The organism is Pelomonas lactea, assembly GCF_043555885.1.
Lineage (GTDB): Bacteria > Pseudomonadota > Gammaproteobacteria > Burkholderiales > Burkholderiaceae_C > Pelomonas > Pelomonas lactea.
Map to the genome: position 1 here is coordinate 192,584 of NZ_JBIGHX010000009.1, position 20,802 is coordinate 213,385.

Consider the following 20,802-nt stretch of genomic DNA (forward strand, 5'->3'; position numbering starts at 1 on the left):
GCTCGCGGGCGCTCATGTAAATGAGCGCTTTACGTGAGCAGGTGTTAACGGGCTCCGCAAGAATGCGCGGCCATGAGCCGCCTCCTCCTCGCGCTGGCCGCGCCCTGTCTCTGCGCCGTCAGCCTGCCGGGTGTGGCCCAGGCCCCGACGCCCACCCCGCCTGCCCCAGCGGCCACGCCGGCCACGCCGGCCGCACCGGCCGCACCGGCTGCGGCGCCGGCACCGGCCGCCACGGGCAACAAGCTGGACCGCGTGGAGGTCAGCAGCGGCCCGACGGCCAACAGCCGTCGCCGCAACAGCACGGCCAGCAAGATCGTCATCGAACGCGAGGACCTGGAGAAGTACGGCGACGTCGTGCTGGGCGACGTGCTGCGCCGGCTGCCGGGTGTGACGCTGGGCGGCCGCCCTGGCCGTGGCGGCGACATCCGCATGCGCGGCATGGGCGGCGGCGCCACGCAGATCCTCATCGACGAGGAGCGCCCGCCGCCGGGCTTCGCCGTGGAGGACTTGCCGCCCGACCAGATCGAGCGCATCGAGATCTACCGCGCCCCCACCGCCGCCACCGGCACGCGGGCCATTGCGGGCACCATCAACATCGTGCTGCGCGAGCCGCTGCAGAAGTCCAACCACGAGGTGCGCGTGGGCCTGGGCTGGGACCGCAACGAGCCGCAGGCCGACGCCAGCTGGACCCGCAACCTCAAGTGGGGCGGCCCCAACAACGACGAGTTCGTCGGCGCCATCTCCACGAACGGCGCCGTGCGCCGCTTCTTCAACAACGTCGACTCGGGCAATCGCCGCACGGACACGCAGACCGGCGAGGTCGTCGAGCAGAACACGCAGCTCGGCACCAGCGAGAACCAGAACACCAGCCTGAACGGCAACGCCCGGCTGCGCTGGAAGTACAGCGACACGCTGAGCTTCAACCTGACGCCGTCGTTCTTCCTGTCGCAGAGCGACGGCAGCAGCCAGTTCAACTCCGAGGGCACGCGGTTTCGCGACGTGCATACCCAGAACGACGCGCGCAACCACCATCTGCGCCTAAACATGTCGGCCGACTACCGGCCCCAGCTGGGTGAGAGCTTCAACCTGCGGCTGGGCACCGGCACCACCAAGAACACCCGCCGCAGCGACCGCCGCGACACGCAGACCCTGGCCGGCGTCACCACCGACCGCGCGCAGCAGGACCGCAGCACGGTGGAGGAAGACCAGACCAGCCTCGGCGGCCGCTGGAGCCTGAAGACCGCCCAGGAGCACCAGTGGGTCACCGGCGCCGAGGCCGAGCGCAGCCAGCGCACGCAGGTGGTGGACACGCTGGTCAACGGCGCGCCGCTGCCGGGCCTGGCGCGCTTCGGCAACCTGCTGGCCTCGCGCAACGAGCGCTTCGCGGCCTTCACGCAGGACGAGTGGAGCCCCAGCAAGCAGTGGGCGTTCTACGCGGGCCTGCGCTACGAGCGCATCGCCACCACGGCCGCCGCGGCGGGCATGCTGCCCGAGACGCGCAACGTCTCGCAGGTCACCTCGCCGCTGTTCCACATCCTCTGGAAGCCCGCAGCCTTCCCCAAGGACCAGGTGCGCCTGGCGCTCACGCGCAGCTACCGCGCGCCCAACCTCAACGACCTGGTGGCGCGCCCCACCATCAACACCACCTACCCCGACGGCCCCAACTACCAGACCCACGCCGACCGCGCCGGCAACCCGGCCCTGAAGCCCGAGCTGGCCACCGGCGCCGACCTCAGCCTGGAACACTGGCTGCCCACCGGCGGCATCATTTCGGGCAGCGCCTTCCTGCGCGACATCAAGAACCTGATCCGCAGCGACGTGCAGCTGGAGACGGTGAGCTGGGACAGCGCGCAGCGCTGGGTCAGCCGGCCGCGCAACCTCGGCCGCGCGCAACGCATGGGGATGGAGTTCGAGTTCAAGGCCCGCATGGACGAGCTGTGGGAGGACGCGCCGGCCGAGCTGCAGATGATGCTGCTGCGCTTCAACGCCGCCGTCTTCAAGAACAGGGTGCAGGGCCTGCCGGGCAACAGCAACCGCATCGACCAGCAGCCGCGCGGCAGCCTGAACTTCGGGCTGGACCACCGCTGGAAGGCCTGGGGGCTGAGCTTCGGCAGCGGCTTCAACGTGAACTACGTGCCCGCCAGCCGCGAGCAGGTGACCGAGACGCTGCGCCGCGACCAGACGGCCCGCCACCAGTTCGACGCCTACCTGTCCTGGAGCAGCGGCTCGGTGCGCGACGGCATCAACTGGCGGCTGTCCATGGCCAACCTGCTGCCGCGCGACGCCGAGGACAGCTCGGTGGGCACCAGCATCAACAGCGTCACCCAGCGCGAGTACCTGACCGAGAGCTGGTCGCGCAACAAGACCTTCCGGGTCATCTCGCTGCGCGCCGACATGCGGTTTTGAAGGCGCCCCTCGCCCAGACCCGCTCTGCTGAACGCAGGCGCGTCTAGGCGGTCCCCCGAGGGGACGGCGATGCAAGCGGCATTGAGCCGCTTGCACATCGCCTGCGGGCCGGCTTGGGGCGGCTCGGCACCGGTCCGCTGGAAAATGCAGCCCGTATGACGATCCGACGCATCCTCTTCTTCTGCATGGGCAACATCTGCCGCAGCCCGACGGCCGATGGCGTCATGCGCGCCAAGCTGGCCGCGGCGGGGCTGGACGTCGAGGTGGACTCCGCCGGCACGCATGGCTACCACGTCGGCGCGCCGCCGGACGAACGCAGCCAGGAGCATGCGCGCAAGCGCGGCTACGACCTCAGCCCGCTGCGCGCCCGCCAGCTGGTGGCCGCGGACTTCGACCGTTTCGACCTTGTGCTGGCGATGGACGGCGACAACCTCGCCCACGCCCAGAGGCTGTGCCCGCCGTCCCGGCGGCAGCGCCTGAAACTGCTGCTGGACTACGCGCCGCACCTCGGCCAGCGCCATGTGCCGGACCCGTACTACGGCGGCGCGGCCGGGTTCGAGACCGTGCTGGACCTGGTGGAAGCCGCCTGCGACGGACTCATCGCGGCCGAGCTACGCCGCTGACCCGCGGCCTGCGCTCAGGCGCGCGCGTGCACCGGGCTGTCCTTGGGTGCCAGCTTGTTGTTGCCCCAGCACTGCTCGTACTTCCAGCCGGTCAGCTCCTCCGCCACGGCGCGGGCCTCGGGCGGCGCGTCGGCGATGCGGCCGCCGGCCTTGATGCGGTCGATCTCCGCCAGCAGCACCGCGTGGTTCTGGCGGTCCAGCTTCATCTGGTAGGTGTAGTAGATGCCGCCCAGGCCCAGGCCGATGACGCCCAGCGAGAACACGCCGACGATGGCGTTGACGGCGCTCTCCGGCTGCGCGGCCTGGCCGGACAGGAAGCCGAACTCGCCCAGCACCCAGCCCATTGCGAACACGATGACCGAGCGTGTGATCTTGCCGGCAAACGTCATCGCGCCGGCGTAGATGCCCTCCCGGCGGCGGCCCGTCAGCACCTCGTCCACGTCGGCCAGGAAGGTGTAGACCGTCCAGGGGATGTAGTACACGCCGCCCGTGCCCAGCCCGAACACGGCCGTGATGGCGAACAGCGCGATGGCGGTCGTCTGCTTGGACCAGCCCAGGAAGTGCAGCGCGGTGTAGGCCAGCACGCTGCCGCAGACCACCAGCAGCGCGATGCGGTAGGGCCGCGCAAAACCGAACTTGATGCACAGGCCGATGAACGCCATCGTCGAGATCAGCTGCATCACCGAGCTGAAGCTGTTCAGGTAGCCGACGACCGACTTGTCCTGCTCCATCACGAACACGATGAAGTAGGTGAAGATCGATGCGAACAGCCATTCCGCACCGAACCCCAGCAGGTACATGCCCAGGTGCTTGCGGAAGATCTTCAGGTGGAAGGTGGACAGCATGTCCGCGCCGAGCTTCTTCAGCGCCTGCCACAGGCTGCCGGCACGCTCCTGCACCACCTCGTGGGCCGGGCGCTCCCAGGAATTGAAGTACAGCGCCGCCATCGCCGCGCACATGATGGCGGCGTAGATGATGCCCATCAGCAGGAAGGGCGTGGCCGACTCCTTGCTGTAGACGAGGAACAGCTGCGCAGGGATGAACGCCGCCAGGAAGTTGGCCGCCTTGCCGAACATCGCCTTGGAGCCCGTGAGCTTGGAGCGCACCGCGAAGTCCGTCGTCATCTCGGTGGCCAGCGTCTCGTACGGCACCATGATGGACGTGTAGACCAGCTCGAACAGCGCGTACATGCCGAGGTAGTACCAGAACCCGAACCCCTCCACCCACATCAGCGGATACAGCAGCACCAGCGGAATGCCGATCAGGATGAAGAACCGCCGCCGCCCGAACCGCCGGCCCAGCCGGGTGTTGTAGAAGTTGTCGCTGATGTACCCCATCACGGGGTTGCTGATCGCGTCCAGGATGCTGGCCACCGAGAAGATCGTGGCGGCCTCCACCACGGTCAGCCCGCAGAACGTCGTGTAGAAGTACAGCAGCCAGGCCCCGGCGATGGCCAGCGCGCCACTGCCCAGCAGGTTCGCGCTGCCGTAGCTCAGCGTGTGCTTCAACGAGATCGGGTGGCTCATGCGTGCTGTCTCCTTGAAAATGGAATGTAATTCCATTTTTTGCGGCCTGTCGTTCCAGCAAGTATCCCATGTCCCGCCGACGGGTGACCTGCCGGGAACCCTGGCCCGACGGTCGCCCGCCGCCGCCCGTTCCTCCGGGTAAACCGTATTTGTTCGACACGCGAACAAATGGACGATGCCGGCACTTGAACAAGAAGACGCTGGAGACATGAACCCCTTCAAACCCCTGCTGGGCGCGCTGCTGGGTGCGCAGCTCGCGCTGGCCACCGGTGCGCCCGCCGCGCCCGCAGCCGACCCGGCCTACGCCTGGAAGCCCGTCGCCATCGTCGGCGGCGGCTTCGTCAGCGGCTTCGCGCTGCACCCGGCCGTGCCGGGCCTGATGTACGCCCGCACCGACATGGGCGGCGCCTACCGCCGCGACACCGCCACCGGCACCTGGACGCCGCTGCTGGACGGGCTGGCGCTGAAGGACGTGAACCTGATGGGCGTGGAGAGCCTGGCCGTGGACCCGAACGACCCCGACGTGCTGCTCCTCGCCTGCGGCACCTACACGGTCGCCGGCGTGCCCAACGGCGCGCTGCTGCGCTCGGCGGACCGCGGCAAGACCTTCCAGCGCACCGCGCTGCCCTTCCCGCTGGGCGGCAACGAAGGCGGCCGCGGCAACGGCGAGCGGCTGGCCGTGGACCCCAACGACGGCCGCGTGCTCTACCTGGCCAGCCGCACCACAGGGCTGTGGCGCAGCACCGACGCCGGCCGCAGCCTGCAGCGCGTCGACAGCTTCCCCGACGCCGCCTGGCAGCGCGACGCCAGCGACGGCCCGCGCCCCGGCTGGGGCGGCAGCGACGGCAAGGCGACGATCAACTTCGTGCTGTTCGACCCGGCCAGCGGCGCGCGCGGCCAGCCCAGCCGCACGGTCTACGCCGGCGTGTCCGTCGTCGGCCGGCCCGGCCTGTGGCGCAGCACGGACGCCGGCGCCAGCTGGCGGCCCGTGCCCGGCGCGCCCACGCAACACCGCCCCATGCGCGCCGCGCTGGCGGGCGACGGCCGGCTCTACCTGGCCTTCGCCAGCGAGCCCGGCCCCCACCGCATGACCGACGGCAGCGTCTGGCGGCTGGACCCGCGCACCGACACCTGGGCCGACATCACGCCCGCCCGCCCCGGCGCCACCGACCCCTTCGGCTACGCCACCGTGGCCGTTGACCCGGCGCACCCGCAGCGCCTGCTCGCCAGCACGGCCGGCCGCGGCGCGGGTGACCAGCTGTTCCGCAGCACCGACGCCGGCGCCACGTGGACCGAGCTGTTCAAGACCGCGAGCTTCGACGCGTCCGCCGCGCCCTACGTGGCCGACACCCACCTGCACTGGCTCTACGACGTCCGCATCAACCCCGCCAACCCCGACCACGCGCTGTTCACCACCGGCTACGGCGGCTGGGAGACGCTGAACCTGACGGACGCCGACCGTGGCCGCCCCACGCGCTGGCAGGTCATGTCCCGCGGCATAGAGGAAACCGTCGCGCTGGCGCTGCACAGCCCGACGCAGGGCGTGCCGCTGGTGACGGCCATCGGCGACTACTCGGGCTTCGTGCACACCGACCTGGACCAGCCCGCCGCCGGCAACCCCAAGCCGCCCTTCTTCGGCAACACGCACGACGTGACCGGCGCCGAGGCCGCGCCCGAGGTGATCGTGCGCATCGGCAACGCCCGCGACGGCGGCACGAAGAACCTGGGCTATTCGCTCGACGGCGGCGCCAGCTGGCGCGAACCCGCCACGGTGCCCGCCGGCAAGCTGCCCGGCGACGGCTTCATCGCCGTGTCCGCCGACGGCCGCGCCTGGGTCTGGACGCCCAAGGGCGGCACGCCCCACGTCACCCACGACCGCGGCGACACCTGGACGCCGGTGCAAGGCCTGCCGGCCGGCACCCGCGTCATCGCCGACCGCGTGAACCCGCAGCGCTTCCACGCGATGGCGCTGTTCGACGACCGCCTGTTCAGCAGCCGCGACGCCGGCCTCACGTTCACCGCCCGTCCGCTGGCGCTGCCGGACGGCCCCGTCACGCGCACCGCGCCGGGCAGCCACAACCAGAGCAAGCGCGGCGACGACCGCGGCGGCCAGGACCGGCTCTACGCCGAGCCCGGCCGCGAGGGCGTGCTGTGGCTGGCCGCGTTCCACGGCCTGTACCGTGCCGGCGACGGCGGCGCGTTCCAGCGCCTGCCCGGCGTCAGCGAGATCCACGCCTTCGGCCTCGGCCGCGCGGCGCCGCGCAGCAAGGCCCCGGCGCTGGTCCTCGCCGGCACCGTGGCCGGCCGCTACGGCCTGTTCCGCTCCACCGACTCAGCCACCAGCTGGCAGCGCATCAACGACGACGCGCACCAGTGGGGGCTGATCCTGCAGGTCAGCGGCGACCCCAAGGTGTTCGGCCGCGTCTACGTCGGCACGCACGGCCGCGGCGTGCTGTACGGCGACCCGGCCGTCAGGCCGTAGCCGCGAACGCGTCCCGCGTCAGGTTCTCGGGCGGCTCACCGCCAGCGCGGCAGGCCACGTCGTCCTCGATGCGGATGCCGCCGTAGCGCGACAGCCGCTCCACCGCCGCCCAGTCCACGTGGGCCGCCTGGGGCGACTCGCGCAGCCGGCGCAGCAGCGTGGGGATGAAGTACAGCCCCGGCTCGATGGTGACCACCATGCCGGCCTGCAGCGGCCGCGTCAGGCGCAGGTAGCGGTGGCCCTCGGGCTTGTCCGCCACGCCGCCTTCCTCGCTGGCCATGAAGCCGCCCACGTCGTGCACCTGCAGGCCCAGCAGGTGGCCGATGCCATGCGGGAAGAACGGCTTGGTGACGCCCTCGGCCACCATGGCCTCGTCGCTCATGCGCACGAGACCGGCCTCGCGCAGCACGCGGGCCACGCGGCGGTGCGTGCTGAGGTGGATGTCGCGGTAGTCCACGCCCTCGCGCACCTCGTCCACCAGCGCCAGCTGCTCGCGCTCCATCGCGGCCACCAGCGCGGCGAACTCGTCGTGGCCCGCGACATCTGCATTGACCCAGGTGCGCGTGATGTCGCTGGCATAGCCGTTGACCTGCGCGCCGGCGTCGATGAGGAAGCTGCGCGGCTCGGCCGGCGGGCGCTCGTCCTGGTACTGGTAGTGCAGCACCGCGGCGTGCTCGTTGAGACCGATGATGTTGGTGTACGGCAGGTCGCGGTCGGTGTGGCCGGTGGCGACAAGGTAGGCGCGGTGGATGCCGGCCTCGCTGTCGCCGCGCAGGAAGGCCGCTCGTGCGGCCACATGGCCCGGCACCGCCCGGCGCTGCGCGGCGCGCATCTGGGTCAGCTCGTACGGCGTCTTCACGCCGCGCGCCCAGTGCAGCAGGTTCAGCAGCAGCTCGGGGTTGTTGGGCACGAGGCCAGGCAGCCCCGCGTCCGCTTCGCCGATGACGGCCGTGCGCGGGGTGACGAGGTCGGCCAGCGCCTTCGCGGCATCCTCGGGCTCGCGGATGACGACCAGCTCGACCGCCTCCACCCACTCGCCGCTGGGCGCCTCGGGCGGTACATGCCAGTAGTCGTCGGGCTGGTAGTACACGACCCGCGGCTTGCGGCCCGGCCGCACGGCGATCCACGAATGCGGATGGTTCGTCAGCGGCAGCCAGTGCTTGAAGTGCGGGTTGGGCTGGAACAGGTAGGGCCGGTCGTCGAGGAAAGCGTACTTCTCGATGCCCGAGGCGATCAGCAGCGCGTCGTGCCCGGTGCGTGCCAGCGCGCTTTCGGCCTGGCGCTGCAGCGTGGCGAGGTGGTCCCGGTACAGGCTCATGGCCGCCGGCTCACTTGCGCACGTAAGTCAGCTTCTTGGTGCCGCCGTCGCAGCTGCCGATGACCTTGGCGTCGCCCACCTTGTCGTTGTCGACGGCAGCGATCTCGTAGCCCTTCACGCCCTTCTCGTCCAGCTTGGCCGCGATCTCGGCCTTCAGCTCGTCGCAGGGCTTGGGGGCGGCGTGGGCGGCGGAGGTCAGCAGGGCGGCGGTGGCGGCGATCAGCAGCAGGGCGGGTTGTGTCATGGCGGTGGCGCACAAGGCGGACAGGGCGGATGAAGCCGCCATTCTGCGCGACCGCGGCCGCTCAGGCGGCGTCCAGCATCTGGCTGAAGAACTTGTCGCCGTGAACGCGCGGCTTGTAGGCCGACACGGCCTTGGCGATGGCCGCGATGTGGTCGGGCGTGGTGCCGCAGCAGCCGCCGGCGATGTTCAGGAAGCCGGCCTGCGCGAACTCGCCCACCAGCCGCGCGGTGACGTCCGGCGTCTCGTCGAAGCCGGTGTCGCTCATCGGGTTGGGCAGGCCGGCATTGGGGTAGCAGCTGACCGCCACGTCACCCGCCACCTTGGCCAGCTCCTCGATGTAGGGCCGCATCAGCGTGGCGCCCAAGGCGCAGTTCAGGCCGATGGCGATGGGCCGCGCGTGGCGCACCGAGTGCCAGAAGGCGGTGACCGTCTGGCCCGACAGGATGCGGCCGGACGCGTCAGTCACGGTGCCCGAGATGATGACGGGCAGGCGCTCGCCGGTGTCTTCCATCAGCTGGTCCACCGCGAAGATGGCGGCCTTGGCGTTCAGCGTGTCGAAGATGGTCTCGATGAGGAACACGTCGGCGCCGCCCTCGAGCAGCCCCTTGGCCTGCTCGTAGTAGGCGTCGCGCAGCGTGTCGAAGTCGATGTTGCGGGCGCCGGGGTCGTTGACGTCAGGGCTGATGGACGCGGTGCGCGGCGTGGGGCCCAGCGCGCCGGCCACGTAGCGCGGCTTGTCGGGCGTCGAGTACTTGTCGCAGGCGGCGCGGGCGATCTGCGCGGCGACGACGTTCATCTCGTAGGCCAGCTCGGGCAGGTCGTAGTCTTCCTGCGCGACGGACGTGGCGCCGAAGGTGTTGGTCTCGATGAGGTCGGCGCCGGCGGCAAGGTACTGCTCGTGGATCTCGCGGATGACGTCGGGCCGCGTGAACAGCAGCAGCTCGTTGTTGCCCTTCAGGTCCTTGCCGTGGTCCTTGAAGCGCTCGCCGCGGTAGTCGGCCTCGCCGAGCTTGTAGCGCTGGATCATGGTGCCCATCGCGCCGTCCAGGACGGCGATGCGTTGCTGCAGCGTGGCGGGCAGGTCTTTGGCGCGGGTGTAGGCGATGGGCTTCATGCGCCGATTTTCGCAGCCTCGGCGATGGCCTGGCCCAGCTGGGTGCAAGAGGCGCTGCCGCCCAGGTCGCGCGTCTTCGGCGCGGCGGGGTCGGCCAGCACCGTCTCGATGGCCGCCATGACGGCGTCATGCGCGGCGCGGTGGCCGAGGAAGTCCAGCATCATGGCGCCGGCCCAGATCTGGCCGATGGGGTTGGCGATGCCCTTCCCGGCGATGTCCGGCGCCGAGCCATGCACCGGCTCGAACAGGCTGGGCCACTCGCGCGTCGGGTTCAGGTTGGCCGACGGCGCGATGGCGATGGTGCCGGTGCAGGCGGGGCCGAGGTCGGACAGGATGTCGCCGAATAGGTTGCTGGCCACCACCACGTCGAAGTGCTGCGGCCGCTGCACGAAGTGGGCACACAGGATGTCGATGTGGAACTTGTCGACGCCGACACCGGGGTACTGCGCGGCCATGGCCTCCACGCGCTCGTCCCAGTACGGCATCGTGATGGCGATGCCATTGCTCTTGGTGGCCGACGTCAGCCGGGCGCGCGGCCGCGAGGCGGCCAGCTCGAAGGCGAAGCGCAGCACGCGGTCCACGCCGACGCGGCTCATCACGGTCTCCTGCAGCACGATCTCGCGCTCGGTGCCGGGGTACATGCGCCCGCCGACCGAGGAGTACTCGCCCTCGGTGTTCTCGCGGACGATCCACATGTCGATGTCGCCCGGCTGGCGACCGGCCAGCGGCGAGCGCACGCCGGGCATCAGCCGCGCGGGGCGCAGGTTCACGTACTGGTCGAACTCGCGGCGGAACTGCAGCAGCGAGCCCCACAGGCTGACATGGTCGGGCACCGTCGCGGGCCAGCCGACGGCACCGTAGAAGATGGCGTCATGGCCGCCGATCTGGTCTTTCCAGTCGCTGGGCATCATCTGGCCGTGCTGCTCGTAGTAGCGGCAGTTGGCGAAGTCGAACTCCTCGAAGCGCAAAGGCAGGCCGAAGCGCTCGGCCACGGCACGCATCACGCGCAGCCCCTCGGGCATGGTTTCCTGGCCAATGCCGTCACCGGCCAATACTGCAATCCTCTGCATCACAAATCCTCGAAGAAAAACTCTGCCGCCTCGGCCAGCACCACGTCAGCGGCCTGCTCGGCGATGTAGTGGCCGCTGTCCACGGCGCGGCCACTGACGTTGTCGGCGGCGTCGCGCCACAGCGCGAGCGGGTCGAAGCAGCGGCCGACGACGCCGTCGGCGCCCCACAGCACGCGCAGCGGCGCGGTGACACGCCGGCCGGCGGCGCGGTCGGCGCGGTCGTGGTCCAGGTCGATGCCGGCACCGGCGCGGTAGTCGCCACAGATGCCGGCAGCGGAACCTGGGCGGGCAATGCAGCGCTCGTACTCGGCCCAGGCTTCGGGTTGGAAAAAGTCACCAGCGCGGCCCATACCCTCGCGCAGATAGGCCAGCGGGTCGGCCTCGATGAAGCGCTCAGGGCGCGGCGCCGGCTGGATCAGGAAGAACCAATGCCAGTAGCCACGCGCGAAGGCCTCGGTCGTGCCCTCGTACATGGCCAGCGTGGGCGCGATGTCCAGCAACATCAGCCGCGTGACGGCGGCGGGGTGGTCCAGCGCCAGCCGATGCGCCACGCGCGCGCCACGGTCGTGCGCCAGCACGGCAAAGCGCTCGTGGCCCAGCGAGCGCATCAGCGCCACGGCGTCCAGCGCCATCTCGCGCTTGGCGTACGCCGCGCTGCCCTCGCCGGCCGGCGGCCGGTCGCTGTCGCCGTAGCCGCGCAAGTCCATCAGCACGACGCGCCGCGTCTGCGCCAGCACCGGCGCGACGCGGTGCCACATGGCCATCGTCTGCGGATGGCCGTGCAACAGCAGCAGCGGCTCGCGCCCGGACGCCGTCGGGCCGCCCTGGCGGGCGAACAGCGCGACGCCGTCGCGCTGGAAGGTCAGGGGTTGGAAGCCGGTCCACATGCCGACGATTGTGGACCGCCACTGCGTATAAGCTTTTGTTATGCCCCACGCCGTTGGCAGCGCTTGCGCCCGCCCGGGCACGCCCAACAATCCGCTGGCCCGCACCCGCTTCCCGTCGCCATGAAGACCGCACCGTTCCTGCTTTCCGCCGCCCTCACCCTGCTGCCCGCCGCCGTGCTGGCCCAGGGCAAGCCGCTGATCTACTGCGCCGACGCCAGCCCCGAGGGCTTCGACCCCGGCCTGTGGGACAGCGCCAGCACCAACATCGTTGGCAGCCAGATGTTTGACGGGCTGCTGGGCTTCAAGCGGCCCACGACCGAGCTGACGCCCAAGCTGGCCACGAGCTGGGAGATCTCGCCCGACGCGAAGAGCTTCACCTTCAAGCTGCGCCCGGGCGTGAAGTTCCACAGCACGCCGTGGTTCAAGCCCACGCGTGACTTCAACGCCGACGACGTGATGTTCACGTTCTCGCGCTTCATCGACCCCAGCCACCCGTTCAACAAGGCCTTCCCGGCCAACTTCATCTACCCGCAGAACCTGGGCCTGGCCAAGCTCATCGCCGGCATCGACCGGGTGGACGACATGACGGTGCGCTTCCGGCTGAAGCAGCCCAACGTCACCTTCGTCGCCAACTTCGCGTTCGCCTTTGCCGGCATCCATTCCGCCGAGTACGCCGCGCAGCTGCTGAAGACCGGCAAGGCCAGCCAGATCAATGTGCAGCCGGTGGGCACCGGGCCGTTCATGTTCAAGAGCTATGCCAAGGACGACGTGCTGCGCATGACGGCCAACCCCGACTACTGGGGCGGCAAGCAGCCCACGCCGACGCTGGTGTTCAGCATCAGCCGCGAGCCCAATGTGCGCGTGCAGAAGATCGCCGCCGGCGAATGCCACGTGACGGCGGCGCTGCGCGATGTGGACATCGCCTCGCTCAGCGGCAACCCCAACGTCAGCATCGAGAAGATCCAGGCGCTGAACATCTCCTATCTGAGCTTCAACCTGAAGAAGCCGCCCACCGACCGCCGTGAGGTCCGCGAAGCGCTGGACATCGCCATCGACCGCGACGCGATCTTCAAGGCGCTGTTCCCGCGCGGCGACGCGATGCAGGCCGTCAGCGCCTTTCCGCCCGCCATCCCCGGCTACAACAAGAAGCTGAAGAACGAGTTCGACCCCGCCAAGGCCAAGGCGCTGCTGGCCAAGGCCGGTTACCCCAACGGCTTCGAGATCGACCTGTGGGCCCTGCCCGTGCAACGGCCCACCAACCCCAACGGCCAGCTGATGGCCCAGCTCATCCAGCAGGACTGGGCCAAGATCGGCGTCAAGGCCAGCATCAAGACCTATGAGTGGGGTGAGTACCTCAAGCGCGCCAACAACGGCGAGCACAACGTCTACATGAGCGGCTGGAGCGGCGAGACCGGCGATGCCGACGACTTCCTGACGCCCAACCTCAGCTGTGCAACCAGCAAGGGCGGCATCAAGTTCTGCAACGCCGAGTTCGACAAGCTCATCGACGACGCCCGCGCCACGCCCGACGCCGCCAAGCGCCATGCGATGTACGAGAAGGCGCAGGAGATCTTCAAGCGCGAACGGCCGTGGATCACGATGGCGCACTCCACCGTCTACATCCCGATCCGCAAGGACGTGGTGGGCTTCAAGATGGCGCCGAACGGCTCCGTCGACTTCGAAGGCGTTTACCGGAAATGAGCACCGTGGCCGTAGTGCCTTCACGGGCCGAGCGCCGGGCCGTCCCAAGCCGGCCCTCACGGCTGGCGGCCGGGCTCCTGGCCCGGCAGTCGGCCGGCCCCCTCGGGGGGCGGACCAGCGTTTGCGCTGGGCCGGGGGCACCATGAGGCTCCGACATATCGAGGTCTTCCACGCCATCATGCAGGCCGGCACCATCAGCGGTGCCGCGCAGCTGCTGCACATCTCGCAGCCGGCCGTCACCAAGGTGCTGCAGCACTGCGAGCTGCAGCTGGGCATGGCGCTGTTCGACCGCGTGCGCGGCAAGCTCTACCCAACGCCCGAGGCGCAGCGGTTGTTCGTCGAGATCGACAAGCTCAACCGCGACCTCGTCGGCATCCGCCGCCTGGCCGCCAACCTGAAGAGCGGCGAGACCGAGCAGGTGCGGCTGGTGGCCACGCCGGCGCTGGCCACCGCCATCGTGCCGGCCGCGATGACACCCTGGTGCAAGGCCTTCCCGCAGGCCAACTGTTCGCTGGCCACGCACCACACGCGCGAGATCGTGTCGGCGCTGCTGCTGGGCGAGGCCGACCTGGCGCTGTCGCTGCAGGACCCGCGCCACCCTGGGATCAAGGCCGAGGTCATCGCCAGCGGCGCGATGGTGGCGCTGTGCCCGCTGGCCAGCCCCGAGGCGCGTGGCGACGGCCCGCTGGACCTGGCCGACATCCGCACCGAGATCGTTGGCCTGCACAGCGACGACCCGCTCGCCAGCCTGCTGCACCACGCCGGCGAGGCGCTGGGCCAGACGCTGGCCAGCCGCATCACCGTGCAGACCTACCAGCTCGCCCGCGCGCTGGTGGAGGCCGGCGTGGGCATGACGCTGGTGGACCCGTTCACCGCCGCGAGCGCCGACACCACCAAGGTCCGCGTGCGCGCGCTGGCGCCGCAGGTCAGCGTCCACCTCTACCTGCTCAGCGCCGCCAGCGCGCCGCTGGGCCAGGCCTCGCGCCGGCTGGTGAAGTTCATCACCGCGGCCGCCCACGAACACCTCGCCCGCCTGCCCTGATGGCCGACACCGTCCGCATCGAAGACATCGCCAGCCACCCGCACTTCCGCCGGCTGGACACGCTACGCCACGGCATCGCCGTGGACCTGCGCTACGCCACGGCCGACAACTTCGTCGGCCACCCCGTCTACGCCGGCATCGACTGCCACTGGCTACGCCGCGAGGCCGCCGACGCGCTGGAGCATGCCGCCGCGTGGCTGCACGCGCGCCGCCCCGGCTGGCGGCTGCTGGTGCTGGACGCGCTGCGCCCGCAGCGTGTGCAGCAGCGCCTGTGGGACGAGCTGCAGGGCACGCCGCTGACGATGTACCTGGCCCCGCCCGAGCGCGGCTCCATCCACAGCTTCGGCATGGCCGTAGACCTGACGCTGCTGGACCCGCAGGGCCGCGAGGTCGACATGGGGTCGGGCTTCGACGAGATGACGCTCACCTCCCACCCCGACCACGAAGCCGAGCACCTGGCGCTGGGGCTGCTGACCGCCCAGCAGCTCGTCGAGCGCGGCTGGCTGCGCGCCGCGATGCGCGAGGCCGGCTTCCACGGCATCGCCACCGAGTGGTGGCATTTCGACTACGGCGACCGCGTGGCGGTCAGGCGCGACCTGCCACGGGTGCTGTGAGCAGCGGCTTCTGCATGAAGACGCTGAGCGGGTCGTCCGCATAGCCGCCGAACGGGCCGCAGCGCTCGAAGCCACAGGCGGCGTACAGGCCCAGCGCCTCGGGCTGGTAGGGGCCCGTCTCCAGCGTGACGACGCGGCAGCCCCGGGTCGCGGCCTCGGCCTCCAGCAGCGCCAGCAGGCGGCGCGCCAGGCCGTGGCCACGGGCCCGCGGGCTGACGAACATGCGCTTGAGCTCGCCGAACTCGGCCCCCAGCACGATGGCGCCGCAGCCCACCGCCAGCCCGCCAGCATCGCGCGCGACCGCGAAAACCACGTGCGGCTGCTTCAGCGAAGCCAGGTCCAGCGCATGCCGGCTCTCGGGCGGGTACAGCGAGTCCTGATAGGCGTCCAGCTCGGTGATGAGGGCGATGACGTCGGGCTGGTCGGGCGATTCGAGGGCGATGTGCATGGAGTGACTATGCCTTGTGCTGCCGCGCCAGCCGGGCCGCCCACGCGGCCACCTGCGAGCGCAGTTCGGGCGGCTCCAGCGCCCGGGCCTCGGGCGCCAGCGACAGCACCAGCCGCGCCGCCTGGGCCACGCTCTCGATGGGCAGCCGCACGCGCGCCAGCCCCTGCGCGTCCACCGCGGCGGCGGCCACGGCCTGCGCCGCGTAGCGGCCCTGCTCGGCCAGCCGGCGCCGGCCTTCGGCGGTGAGCTGCAGCGTCGCCACGGCCGGCCGCAGTTCGCGCTCGAAGCGCTGCAGCGAGGCCTGCCACCACGTCGCCAGCTCGAAGTCGTCGGGCCGCTCGAAGGTCTCGCCACCCACGGCCAGCGACTGCACGTTGGCGACCTTCAGCGTCATCGTGCGCGCGCCCGACCTGACGACGGCATACCAGGCGCCGCCCTTCAGCACCAACCCCAGCGGCTGCGCGCGCCAGCGGCGCTCGCCCTTCCAGCTCAGGTAGACCAACTCGACGACGCGGCATTCCAGCACCGCCTGCGCCAGCGCCGGCAGGTGGGCGGCCGGCTCGCCGCCCTGGTACCAGTCCAGCGGGTCCACATGCAGCCGCGCCTGCAGCCGGCCGGCCAGCGCGGCCGTGTCGCCCGGCAGCGCCGACTGCAGCTTCACGCGCAGCCGCTGCGACGCGCTGCCCAGCCCCAGCTCGCTGGCCGCACCCGGCAGGCCCAGCAGCGGCAGCGCCTGCGCCTCGTCGCCCAGCAGGCCGTTGAGCCGCGTCGCGAATGCCCCCTCGCGCAGCCGGAAGCCGCCGCCCCGGCCGCGCTCGGCATAGACCGGCACGCCGGCGGCCGACAGCTCGTCGATGTCGCGCAGGATGGTGCGCACCGACACCTCGAACTCGCGCGCCAGCGCCGGCGCCGTGACCTGCGGCCGCAGCTGCAGCAGGATCAGGATGGACAGCAGGCGGCTCGCTCGCATGGCGCCAGTGTGCCCAGAAAAACCTGACGCCGCCTGTCAGCTTTGAGGTCGCAGCATGGGGGCTTCAACGTTCCGGGGCTACCCATGACCACGACTTCCGACCTCCACCGCCGCCAACTGCTGCAGGCCGCCGCCGCGCTGGGCCTGGCCGGCGCCACCGCCGCCGAAGCCGCCGAACCGCAGCCCGGGCCGGCCATGACGGGCGCGCTGCCCGCCGCACGCACGCCCGGCAGGCCCGGCGACTTCGACTTCCTGACCGGCCGCTGGAAGATCGTCAACCACCGCCGCCGCGACGGGCGCTGGGACGTCTTCGATGGCGAAGCCACCGTGCACGGCCTGCTCGCCGGCATCTGCAGCGTGGAGGAACTGCGCATCCCGGCGCGCCAGTTCAGCGGCATGGGCCTGCGGCTGCTGGACGTGAAGCAGGCGCAGTGGCGCGACTTCTGGGTCAACGGCGCCGCCGGCGAGCTGGGTGCGCAAGGCCTGATGGGCAGCTTCGAGGGCGGCGCCGGCGTCTTCGAGGAGGCGTCCGACGACAACGGCAATCCGTTGCTCTACCGCAGCGTGTGGGACCGCATCACGCCCAACGGCTGCCGCTGGCAGCAGGGCGTGTCGCGCGATGGCGGCAAGACCTGGGCGCTGGACTGGTCGATGGACTGGACCCGCGTGGGCTAACGCGGCGGCTGCTCGTCGGCGAGCCGCTTCAGCACCGGCTCGATGCCCGCACCCATGCTGATCTGCGGGTTGGAGTAGCCGTCCTTCTTGCCGGCGGCCCTCTCGCGCTGGTCGATGACGAGGCGCGCGGCGGCATGCGCCTCGGTGAAGGACCGGGTCTTGCGCAGTTCTTCGTCGTACATCGCGCGGCCGAAGAAGGTCAGCTCGGAGCGCTTGCCGCAGCCGTAGGACGTGTGCTCGGCGTCGGCCGCCGTCATCACCAGCGTGCCGTCGCCGGCCAGCGGCGCAATCCAGCTGCCCGAGTAGCAGGCCGACACCGAGATCACGCGCCAGCGCACGCCGGCCTCGTCCAGCCAGCGCTTGAGCAGTTCGGGCGTCATCTCCTCGGTCTTCAGCGGCCAGGTGTCGGTGGCGAGCCTGCCGTCGGCGCCGCCGTGGGACGTGAGGTGCAGGAACAGCACGTCGCGGTCGCGGTCCATCACGGCGGCCAGGCGGGCGATGGTGGCGCGCAGATTGGCCGGCGTACCCCAGGGCAGCGTGTCGCTGGTGGCGCGGTTGGCCACCAGCTCCACCAGCCGGCCCTCGGCGCCGAAGCGCTCGCGCATCGTCTTCGCCACCACGGCGCTCTCGCGCATGAAGACGTCTTCCGACGCGTTGGGCGCGTAGGTCGCCGCGTAGAGGTTGACGCGCCCCGGCTGCGGCGGCCGCACCGCCCGCAACGCGTCGTCCAGCAGGCGGGCCTGCCGGGCGATGCTGTCGTCGGTCAACGGCAGGCCGGTCTCGGGTTCGGCATCCGCCCCGGCCTCGGCGCTGGCGGCGGGCGGCGTCCACCAGAACACCGGCGGTGCCAGCCAGCCGTTCAGCAGCAGCGGCACCGGCACCAGCAGCACCGCGGCCGCACGCGCCAGCGCCGAACCGGCGGCCCGCCACAGCAACACGAGCTGGGCCAGGCCCATCCAGCACAACGGCAGCAGCCAGACGGTCATCTGCAGGCCCAGCGCCCAGCTGTCGAACGGCCCCATGACGGCCTGCAGGGCCACGATCAAGCCGATGCTGATGGGCAGCATCACCAGCCCGGCGCTGGCCCCCAGCGCGAACAGCGTCGCCGCCGCGGCGACGGTGCCGGAGCGGGCCACCACCCAGCACAGCCAGGCGTTGACGGCGATGCCCGCCCAACCCGCCAGGAAGCCCCGCCACACCAGCACCGGCGCGCCGTCCATCAGCGCCCGCTGGGCGCCGAAGTGCAGCAGATAGCTGGCGACAACCAGCACCGCCACCGTCGCCGGCCCTGCCGGCTGCGACGGCCAGCGCGGCGCACGGCATGCCAGCACCCGTGCGCCGTCACCCCACCAGGCCCGGACCGCGCCGCCCGCCGCGGCCATCACATCGCGCACATCGGGCGGCGCCCGCGGCGGCGCGGGCGGGAGCGGCAACCCCGGCACGGCGGCCGGCAACAGGGGTTCGTCAGACATGCCCGCACTATGCGGCCATTGGCCTGGACGGCCGGGTGGCAAGAATCACGGCGCCGCCACGGGCCGCGGCTCAGCCCACGCTGGCAAAGCGCGGCCGCTCGACGCCGTCGACCACCACCGTGCCGGTGAACATCGCGTACGGCCGCACCCACCAGCCGCTGTCGTTGTACAGCGGCCGGTAGACCACGACGGCCTCCAGCGTCTCGCTGTGGCGGGCGGTGGCCAGCACCTCGTACTCGCCGCCCTTGTAGTGGCGGTAGCGGCCGGGGGCGATGGCGGGCAGTGGGGGCAGGTCGGCTTCACTCATGCGCGCATTGGACCAGCCCTTCGCGCACACAATGCCGCGCAAGCCCGCCCGCATCGCGCGCGCAAGCCTGCGGGGGCCCCCTCTTCACGACCGCCCGCGAACGCCATGAACCCGTCCCGCCGCCAACTACTGCACTTCGGCGCCGCCGCACCGGGCCTGCTGGCCGCGGCCGGCGCGGCCAGCGCCACCCCTGCCCCACGGCTGGCGCGCCGCCTGCGCCCGGGCGACACGATCGGCCTCGTCAGCCCCGCCAACGCGACCTTCGAGCGCGAGCCGCTGAGGATGGCCATCGAGTCGCTGCAGGCGCTGGGCTTTCAGGTCAAGCCGGGCCAGCACGTGGCGGCAAGGCGCGGGCCGTTCGCCGGCACCGATGCGCAGCGCGCCGCCGACGTCAACGCGATGTTCGCGGACGACACCGTCGCCGGCGTCCTGGCGCTGACCGGCGGCTCGGGCTGCAACCGCATCGTCGACCGGCTGGACTACGACCTCATCGCCGCCAAGCCGAAGTTCTTCGGCGGCTTCAGCGACCTGACCTGCCTCGTCAACGCCATCCACCGCCGCACCGGCCTCGTCACCTTCCACAGCCCCGTGGCCGGTTCGGAATGGAACGACTACTCGGTGCAGAACTTCAAGGCGGTGGCGATGAACGCCGAGGCGGCCCTGCTGCGCAACCCGGTCGTCAAGCCCAGCGACGACCTGGTCGCGCGCGAAGAGCGCATCACCACGCTGCGCCCGGGCACGGCGCGCGGCCCCCTGGTGGGCGGCAACCTCACGGTGCTGGCCTCGCTGGCCGGCACGCCCTACTTCCCGGACTGCCGCGGCGCAATCCTGTTCCTGGAAGACATCAACGAGTACATCTACCGCATCGACCGCTGCCTCTCCACGCTGCGGCTGGCCGGGGCACTCGCGTCGCTGACGGGCGTCGTGCTGGGCCGCTTCACGAAGTGCGAGCCGGGTGACGGCTATGGCAGCCTGACGCTGGACGAGGTGTTCGACGACTACTTTCTGCCGCTGAACATTCCCGTCTACCGCGGCGCGGCCATCGGGCACATCAAGCGCAAGCTGACGGTGCCGGTGGGCGCACCGGCCGAGCTGGACGCCGTGGCCGGCACACTGCGGCTGCTGCAGCCCGCCGTCACCTGACGCAGGCCGACGCCGGCAGGCCGTAGGGCCGCAGCAGCTCCGCCGTGCGGCCGGTGCGGCACAGCTCGCCCAGCGTGCGGGCGAAGGCCTGGGCCTGCGCCACATCGACGTTCAGCCGGCTGAGCCCGAACGCGTAGCCGAACACCTTCACCTGCCCGGCCGGCTGCAGGTTGTTCAGCCCGTCCTCGCGGATCAGCAGCTGCGCCACGGCCTCGTTCGCCAGCGCCGCGCCGTCTTCGCCGTAGCGGCCGGCGGCCAGCTTGCGCATGACGGTGCGGTTGTCGGGCTCGATTTCACTGCGCACGCGCGGCACGCCCTCGATCAGCGCCTCCAGCGTCAGCGCCGTGACCGACGGCCCGTAGGCACCGATGATGCGGCCGGCCAGCACCTGCGGGTCGCCGCTGTACTGCAGACCGTTGCCGGCGCGGGCGAACAGCATGTAGCGCCCCTCCACCACCGGTGGCGACACGTGGAAGTACTGGCGACGCTCCGGCGAATCCACGACGGTGAAGATGCCGTCCACCTCGCCGCGCTGCGCCATGCCCAGCGCACGCCGCCAAGGCAGCACCTCGATCTCGCACCGCCAGGCCAGCCGGGCGCAGGCTGCCTGCAGCACGTCCACCATGGGCCCCACGGCCCGCCCCTCGACCGCCGAGGTGTAGGGCAGGAACTGCTCGGTGACGAACCGCAGGTCACGGGCCTGTGCCGGCCACGCCCACAGCGCCGCCAGCAGCGCGAACGTCGGTGCTTTCATCATCTG

General features: G+C 71.2%; 19 protein-coding genes. 8 read left to right on the forward strand and 11 right to left on the reverse strand.

Annotated elements, in window-relative coordinates; translation table 11 throughout:
* Window positions 1-72 precede the first annotated feature (72 nt).
* Both ACG04Q_RS21960 and ACG04Q_RS21965 read left to right on the forward strand, forming a co-directional pair.
* Entirely contained in the window at window positions 73-2,406 is a 2,334-nt protein-coding gene (locus ACG04Q_RS21960) for a TonB-dependent receptor plug domain-containing protein (protein WP_394513606.1), read from the forward strand.
* 155 nt (window positions 2,407-2,561) lie between these two features.
* Window positions 2,562-3,029, forward strand: a complete 468-nt coding sequence (locus ACG04Q_RS21965) for a low molecular weight protein-tyrosine-phosphatase (RefSeq protein WP_394513607.1) — start codon at window positions 2,562-2,564, stop codon at window positions 3,027-3,029.
* A 14-nt stretch (window positions 3,030-3,043) separates the two neighbouring features.
* On the opposite strand, the gene ACG04Q_RS21970 is transcribed toward ACG04Q_RS21965, so the two are convergent.
* Window positions 3,044-4,555 (reverse strand): MFS transporter, encoded by a 1,512-nt coding sequence (locus tag ACG04Q_RS21970; protein ID WP_394513609.1) that lies wholly within the window; start codon window positions 4,553-4,555, stop codon window positions 3,044-3,046.
* Between the two features lie 208 nt (window positions 4,556-4,763).
* Here ACG04Q_RS21970 and ACG04Q_RS21975 point away from each other — a divergent pair, with 208 nt between their 5' ends.
* Window positions 4,764-7,037 carry a WD40/YVTN/BNR-like repeat-containing protein gene (locus tag ACG04Q_RS21975; RefSeq protein WP_394513610.1) on the forward strand — a complete coding sequence of 758 codons (2,274 nt, stop codon included), beginning with the start codon at window positions 4,764-4,766 and terminating at the stop codon, window positions 7,035-7,037.
* Here the strand turns inward: ACG04Q_RS21975 and pepQ are convergent.
* The 5 genes from pepQ to ACG04Q_RS22000 form a co-directional block, all read right to left on the reverse strand.
* Window positions 7,027-8,355: a Xaa-Pro dipeptidase gene (gene pepQ, locus ACG04Q_RS21980; RefSeq protein ID WP_394513611.1), complete on the reverse strand. Its 1,329-nt coding sequence runs from the start codon at window positions 8,353-8,355 to the stop codon at window positions 7,027-7,029. The genes ACG04Q_RS21975 and pepQ overlap by 11 nt on opposite strands.
* Before the next feature lie 10 nt (window positions 8,356-8,365).
* Window positions 8,366-8,599, reverse strand: coding sequence for a DUF1161 domain-containing protein (locus tag ACG04Q_RS21985; RefSeq protein WP_394513612.1), 234 nt, complete (start codon window positions 8,597-8,599; stop codon window positions 8,366-8,368).
* Window positions 8,600-8,660: 61 nt separating this feature from the next.
* Window positions 8,661-9,713: a homocysteine S-methyltransferase family protein gene (locus tag ACG04Q_RS21990; protein ID WP_394513614.1), complete on the reverse strand. Its 1,053-nt coding sequence runs from the start codon at window positions 9,711-9,713 to the stop codon at window positions 8,661-8,663.
* Window positions 9,710-10,783 (reverse strand): tartrate dehydrogenase, encoded by a 1,074-nt coding sequence (locus ACG04Q_RS21995; protein ID WP_394513615.1) that lies wholly within the window; start codon window positions 10,781-10,783, stop codon window positions 9,710-9,712. Before ACG04Q_RS21995 ends, ACG04Q_RS21990 begins: the two co-directional genes overlap by 4 nt.
* Entirely contained in the window at window positions 10,783-11,670 is an 888-nt protein-coding gene (locus tag ACG04Q_RS22000) for an alpha/beta hydrolase (RefSeq protein ID WP_394513616.1), read from the reverse strand. The genes ACG04Q_RS21995 and ACG04Q_RS22000 overlap by 1 nt, the downstream gene beginning before the upstream one ends.
* Before the next feature lie 120 nt (window positions 11,671-11,790).
* On the opposite strand from ACG04Q_RS22000, the gene ACG04Q_RS22005 reads away from it, so the two are divergent.
* The 3 genes from ACG04Q_RS22005 to ACG04Q_RS22015 all read left to right on the forward strand — a co-directional run bounded on the left by ACG04Q_RS22005 (window position 11,791) and on the right by ACG04Q_RS22015 (window position 15,027).
* A complete protein-coding gene (locus ACG04Q_RS22005) occupies window positions 11,791-13,371 on the forward strand; it encodes an ABC transporter substrate-binding protein (protein ID WP_394513617.1) in 1,581 nt (526 codons plus the stop codon).
* Between the two features lie 142 nt (window positions 13,372-13,513).
* Window positions 13,514-14,413, forward strand: coding sequence for a LysR family transcriptional regulator (locus ACG04Q_RS22010; RefSeq protein WP_394513618.1), 900 nt, complete (start codon window positions 13,514-13,516; stop codon window positions 14,411-14,413).
* On the forward strand, window positions 14,413-15,027 hold the full coding sequence (locus tag ACG04Q_RS22015; RefSeq protein WP_394513620.1) for a M15 family metallopeptidase: 615 nt from the start codon (window positions 14,413-14,415) through the stop codon (window positions 15,025-15,027). The genes ACG04Q_RS22010 and ACG04Q_RS22015 overlap by 1 nt, the downstream gene beginning before the upstream one ends.
* On the opposite strand, the gene ACG04Q_RS22020 is transcribed toward ACG04Q_RS22015, so the two are convergent.
* Both ACG04Q_RS22020 and ACG04Q_RS22025 read right to left on the reverse strand, forming a co-directional pair.
* Window positions 14,999-15,475: a GNAT family N-acetyltransferase gene (locus tag ACG04Q_RS22020; RefSeq protein ID WP_394513621.1), complete on the reverse strand. Its 477-nt coding sequence runs from the start codon at window positions 15,473-15,475 to the stop codon at window positions 14,999-15,001. The genes ACG04Q_RS22015 and ACG04Q_RS22020 overlap by 29 nt on opposite strands.
* 7 nt (window positions 15,476-15,482) lie before the next feature.
* A complete protein-coding gene (locus tag ACG04Q_RS22025; protein ID WP_394513623.1) occupies window positions 15,483-16,445 on the reverse strand; it encodes a helix-turn-helix transcriptional regulator in 963 nt (320 codons plus the stop codon).
* 84 nt (window positions 16,446-16,529) lie between these two features.
* Between ACG04Q_RS22025 and ACG04Q_RS22030 the strand changes: the two genes are divergently transcribed.
* Window positions 16,530-17,120 carry a twin-arginine translocation signal domain-containing protein gene (locus ACG04Q_RS22030; RefSeq protein WP_394513624.1) on the forward strand — a complete coding sequence of 197 codons (591 nt, stop codon included), beginning with the start codon at window positions 16,530-16,532 and terminating at the stop codon, window positions 17,118-17,120.
* On the opposite strand, the gene ACG04Q_RS22035 is transcribed toward ACG04Q_RS22030, so the two are convergent.
* Both ACG04Q_RS22035 and ACG04Q_RS22040 read right to left on the reverse strand, forming a co-directional pair.
* Window positions 17,117-18,592, reverse strand: a complete 1,476-nt coding sequence (locus ACG04Q_RS22035) for a C13 family peptidase (protein WP_394513625.1) — start codon at window positions 18,590-18,592, stop codon at window positions 17,117-17,119. The two genes, ACG04Q_RS22030 and ACG04Q_RS22035, sit on opposite strands and share 4 nt — an antisense overlap.
* Before the next feature lie 70 nt (window positions 18,593-18,662).
* Window positions 18,663-18,899, reverse strand: a complete 237-nt coding sequence (locus tag ACG04Q_RS22040) for a DUF1653 domain-containing protein (RefSeq protein ID WP_394513626.1) — start codon at window positions 18,897-18,899, stop codon at window positions 18,663-18,665.
* A 105-nt stretch (window positions 18,900-19,004) separates the two neighbouring features.
* On the opposite strand from ACG04Q_RS22040, the gene ACG04Q_RS22045 reads away from it, so the two are divergent.
* Complete coding sequence (locus tag ACG04Q_RS22045; protein WP_394513627.1) at window positions 19,005-20,042, forward strand: S66 peptidase family protein; 1,038 nt, start codon at window positions 19,005-19,007, stop codon at window positions 20,040-20,042.
* On the opposite strand, the gene ACG04Q_RS22050 is transcribed toward ACG04Q_RS22045, so the two are convergent.
* Window positions 20,035-20,799, reverse strand: a complete 765-nt coding sequence (locus ACG04Q_RS22050) for a substrate-binding periplasmic protein (RefSeq protein ID WP_394513628.1) — start codon at window positions 20,797-20,799, stop codon at window positions 20,035-20,037. The genes ACG04Q_RS22045 and ACG04Q_RS22050 overlap by 8 nt on opposite strands.
* Between the last annotated feature and the right edge of the window lie 3 nt (window positions 20,800-20,802).

Excerpts from the sequence above, each read along its gene's own strand:
- ACG04Q_RS21960 (WP_394513606.1), top strand. The coding sequence starts at position 73 with ATGAGCCGCCTCCTCCTCGCGCTGGCCGCGCCCTGTCTCTGCGCCGTC.
- ACG04Q_RS21965 (WP_394513607.1), top strand. The coding sequence starts at position 2,562 with ATGACGATCCGACGCATCCTCTTCTTCTGCATGGGCAACATCTGCCGC.
- ACG04Q_RS21970 (WP_394513609.1), bottom strand. The coding sequence starts at position 4,555 with ATGAGCCACCCGATCTCGTTGAAGCACACGCTGAGCTACGGCAGCGCG.
- ACG04Q_RS21975 (WP_394513610.1), top strand. The coding sequence starts at position 4,764 with ATGAACCCCTTCAAACCCCTGCTGGGCGCGCTGCTGGGTGCGCAGCTC.
- pepQ (WP_394513611.1), bottom strand. The coding sequence starts at position 8,355 with ATGAGCCTGTACCGGGACCACCTCGCCACGCTGCAGCGCCAGGCCGAA.
- ACG04Q_RS21985 (WP_394513612.1), bottom strand. The coding sequence starts at position 8,599 with ATGACACAACCCGCCCTGCTGCTGATCGCCGCCACCGCCGCCCTGCTG.
- ACG04Q_RS21990 (WP_394513614.1), bottom strand. The coding sequence starts at position 9,713 with ATGAAGCCCATCGCCTACACCCGCGCCAAAGACCTGCCCGCCACGCTG.
- ACG04Q_RS21995 (WP_394513615.1), bottom strand. The coding sequence starts at position 10,783 with ATGCAGAGGATTGCAGTATTGGCCGGTGACGGCATTGGCCAGGAAACC.
- ACG04Q_RS22000 (WP_394513616.1), bottom strand. The coding sequence starts at position 11,670 with ATGTGGACCGGCTTCCAACCCCTGACCTTCCAGCGCGACGGCGTCGCG.
- ACG04Q_RS22005 (WP_394513617.1), top strand. The coding sequence starts at position 11,791 with ATGAAGACCGCACCGTTCCTGCTTTCCGCCGCCCTCACCCTGCTGCCC.
- ACG04Q_RS22010 (WP_394513618.1), top strand. The coding sequence starts at position 13,514 with ATGAGGCTCCGACATATCGAGGTCTTCCACGCCATCATGCAGGCCGGC.
- ACG04Q_RS22015 (WP_394513620.1), top strand. The coding sequence starts at position 14,413 with ATGGCCGACACCGTCCGCATCGAAGACATCGCCAGCCACCCGCACTTC.
- ACG04Q_RS22020 (WP_394513621.1), bottom strand. The coding sequence starts at position 15,475 with ATGCACATCGCCCTCGAATCGCCCGACCAGCCCGACGTCATCGCCCTC.
- ACG04Q_RS22025 (WP_394513623.1), bottom strand. The coding sequence starts at position 16,445 with ATGCGAGCGAGCCGCCTGCTGTCCATCCTGATCCTGCTGCAGCTGCGG.
- ACG04Q_RS22030 (WP_394513624.1), top strand. The coding sequence starts at position 16,530 with ATGACCACGACTTCCGACCTCCACCGCCGCCAACTGCTGCAGGCCGCC.
- ACG04Q_RS22035 (WP_394513625.1), bottom strand. The coding sequence starts at position 18,592 with ATGTCTGACGAACCCCTGTTGCCGGCCGCCGTGCCGGGGTTGCCGCTC.
- ACG04Q_RS22040 (WP_394513626.1), bottom strand. The coding sequence starts at position 18,899 with ATGAGTGAAGCCGACCTGCCCCCACTGCCCGCCATCGCCCCCGGCCGC.
- ACG04Q_RS22045 (WP_394513627.1), top strand. The coding sequence starts at position 19,005 with ATGAACCCGTCCCGCCGCCAACTACTGCACTTCGGCGCCGCCGCACCG.
- ACG04Q_RS22050 (WP_394513628.1), bottom strand. The coding sequence starts at position 20,799 with ATGATGAAAGCACCGACGTTCGCGCTGCTGGCGGCGCTGTGGGCGTGG.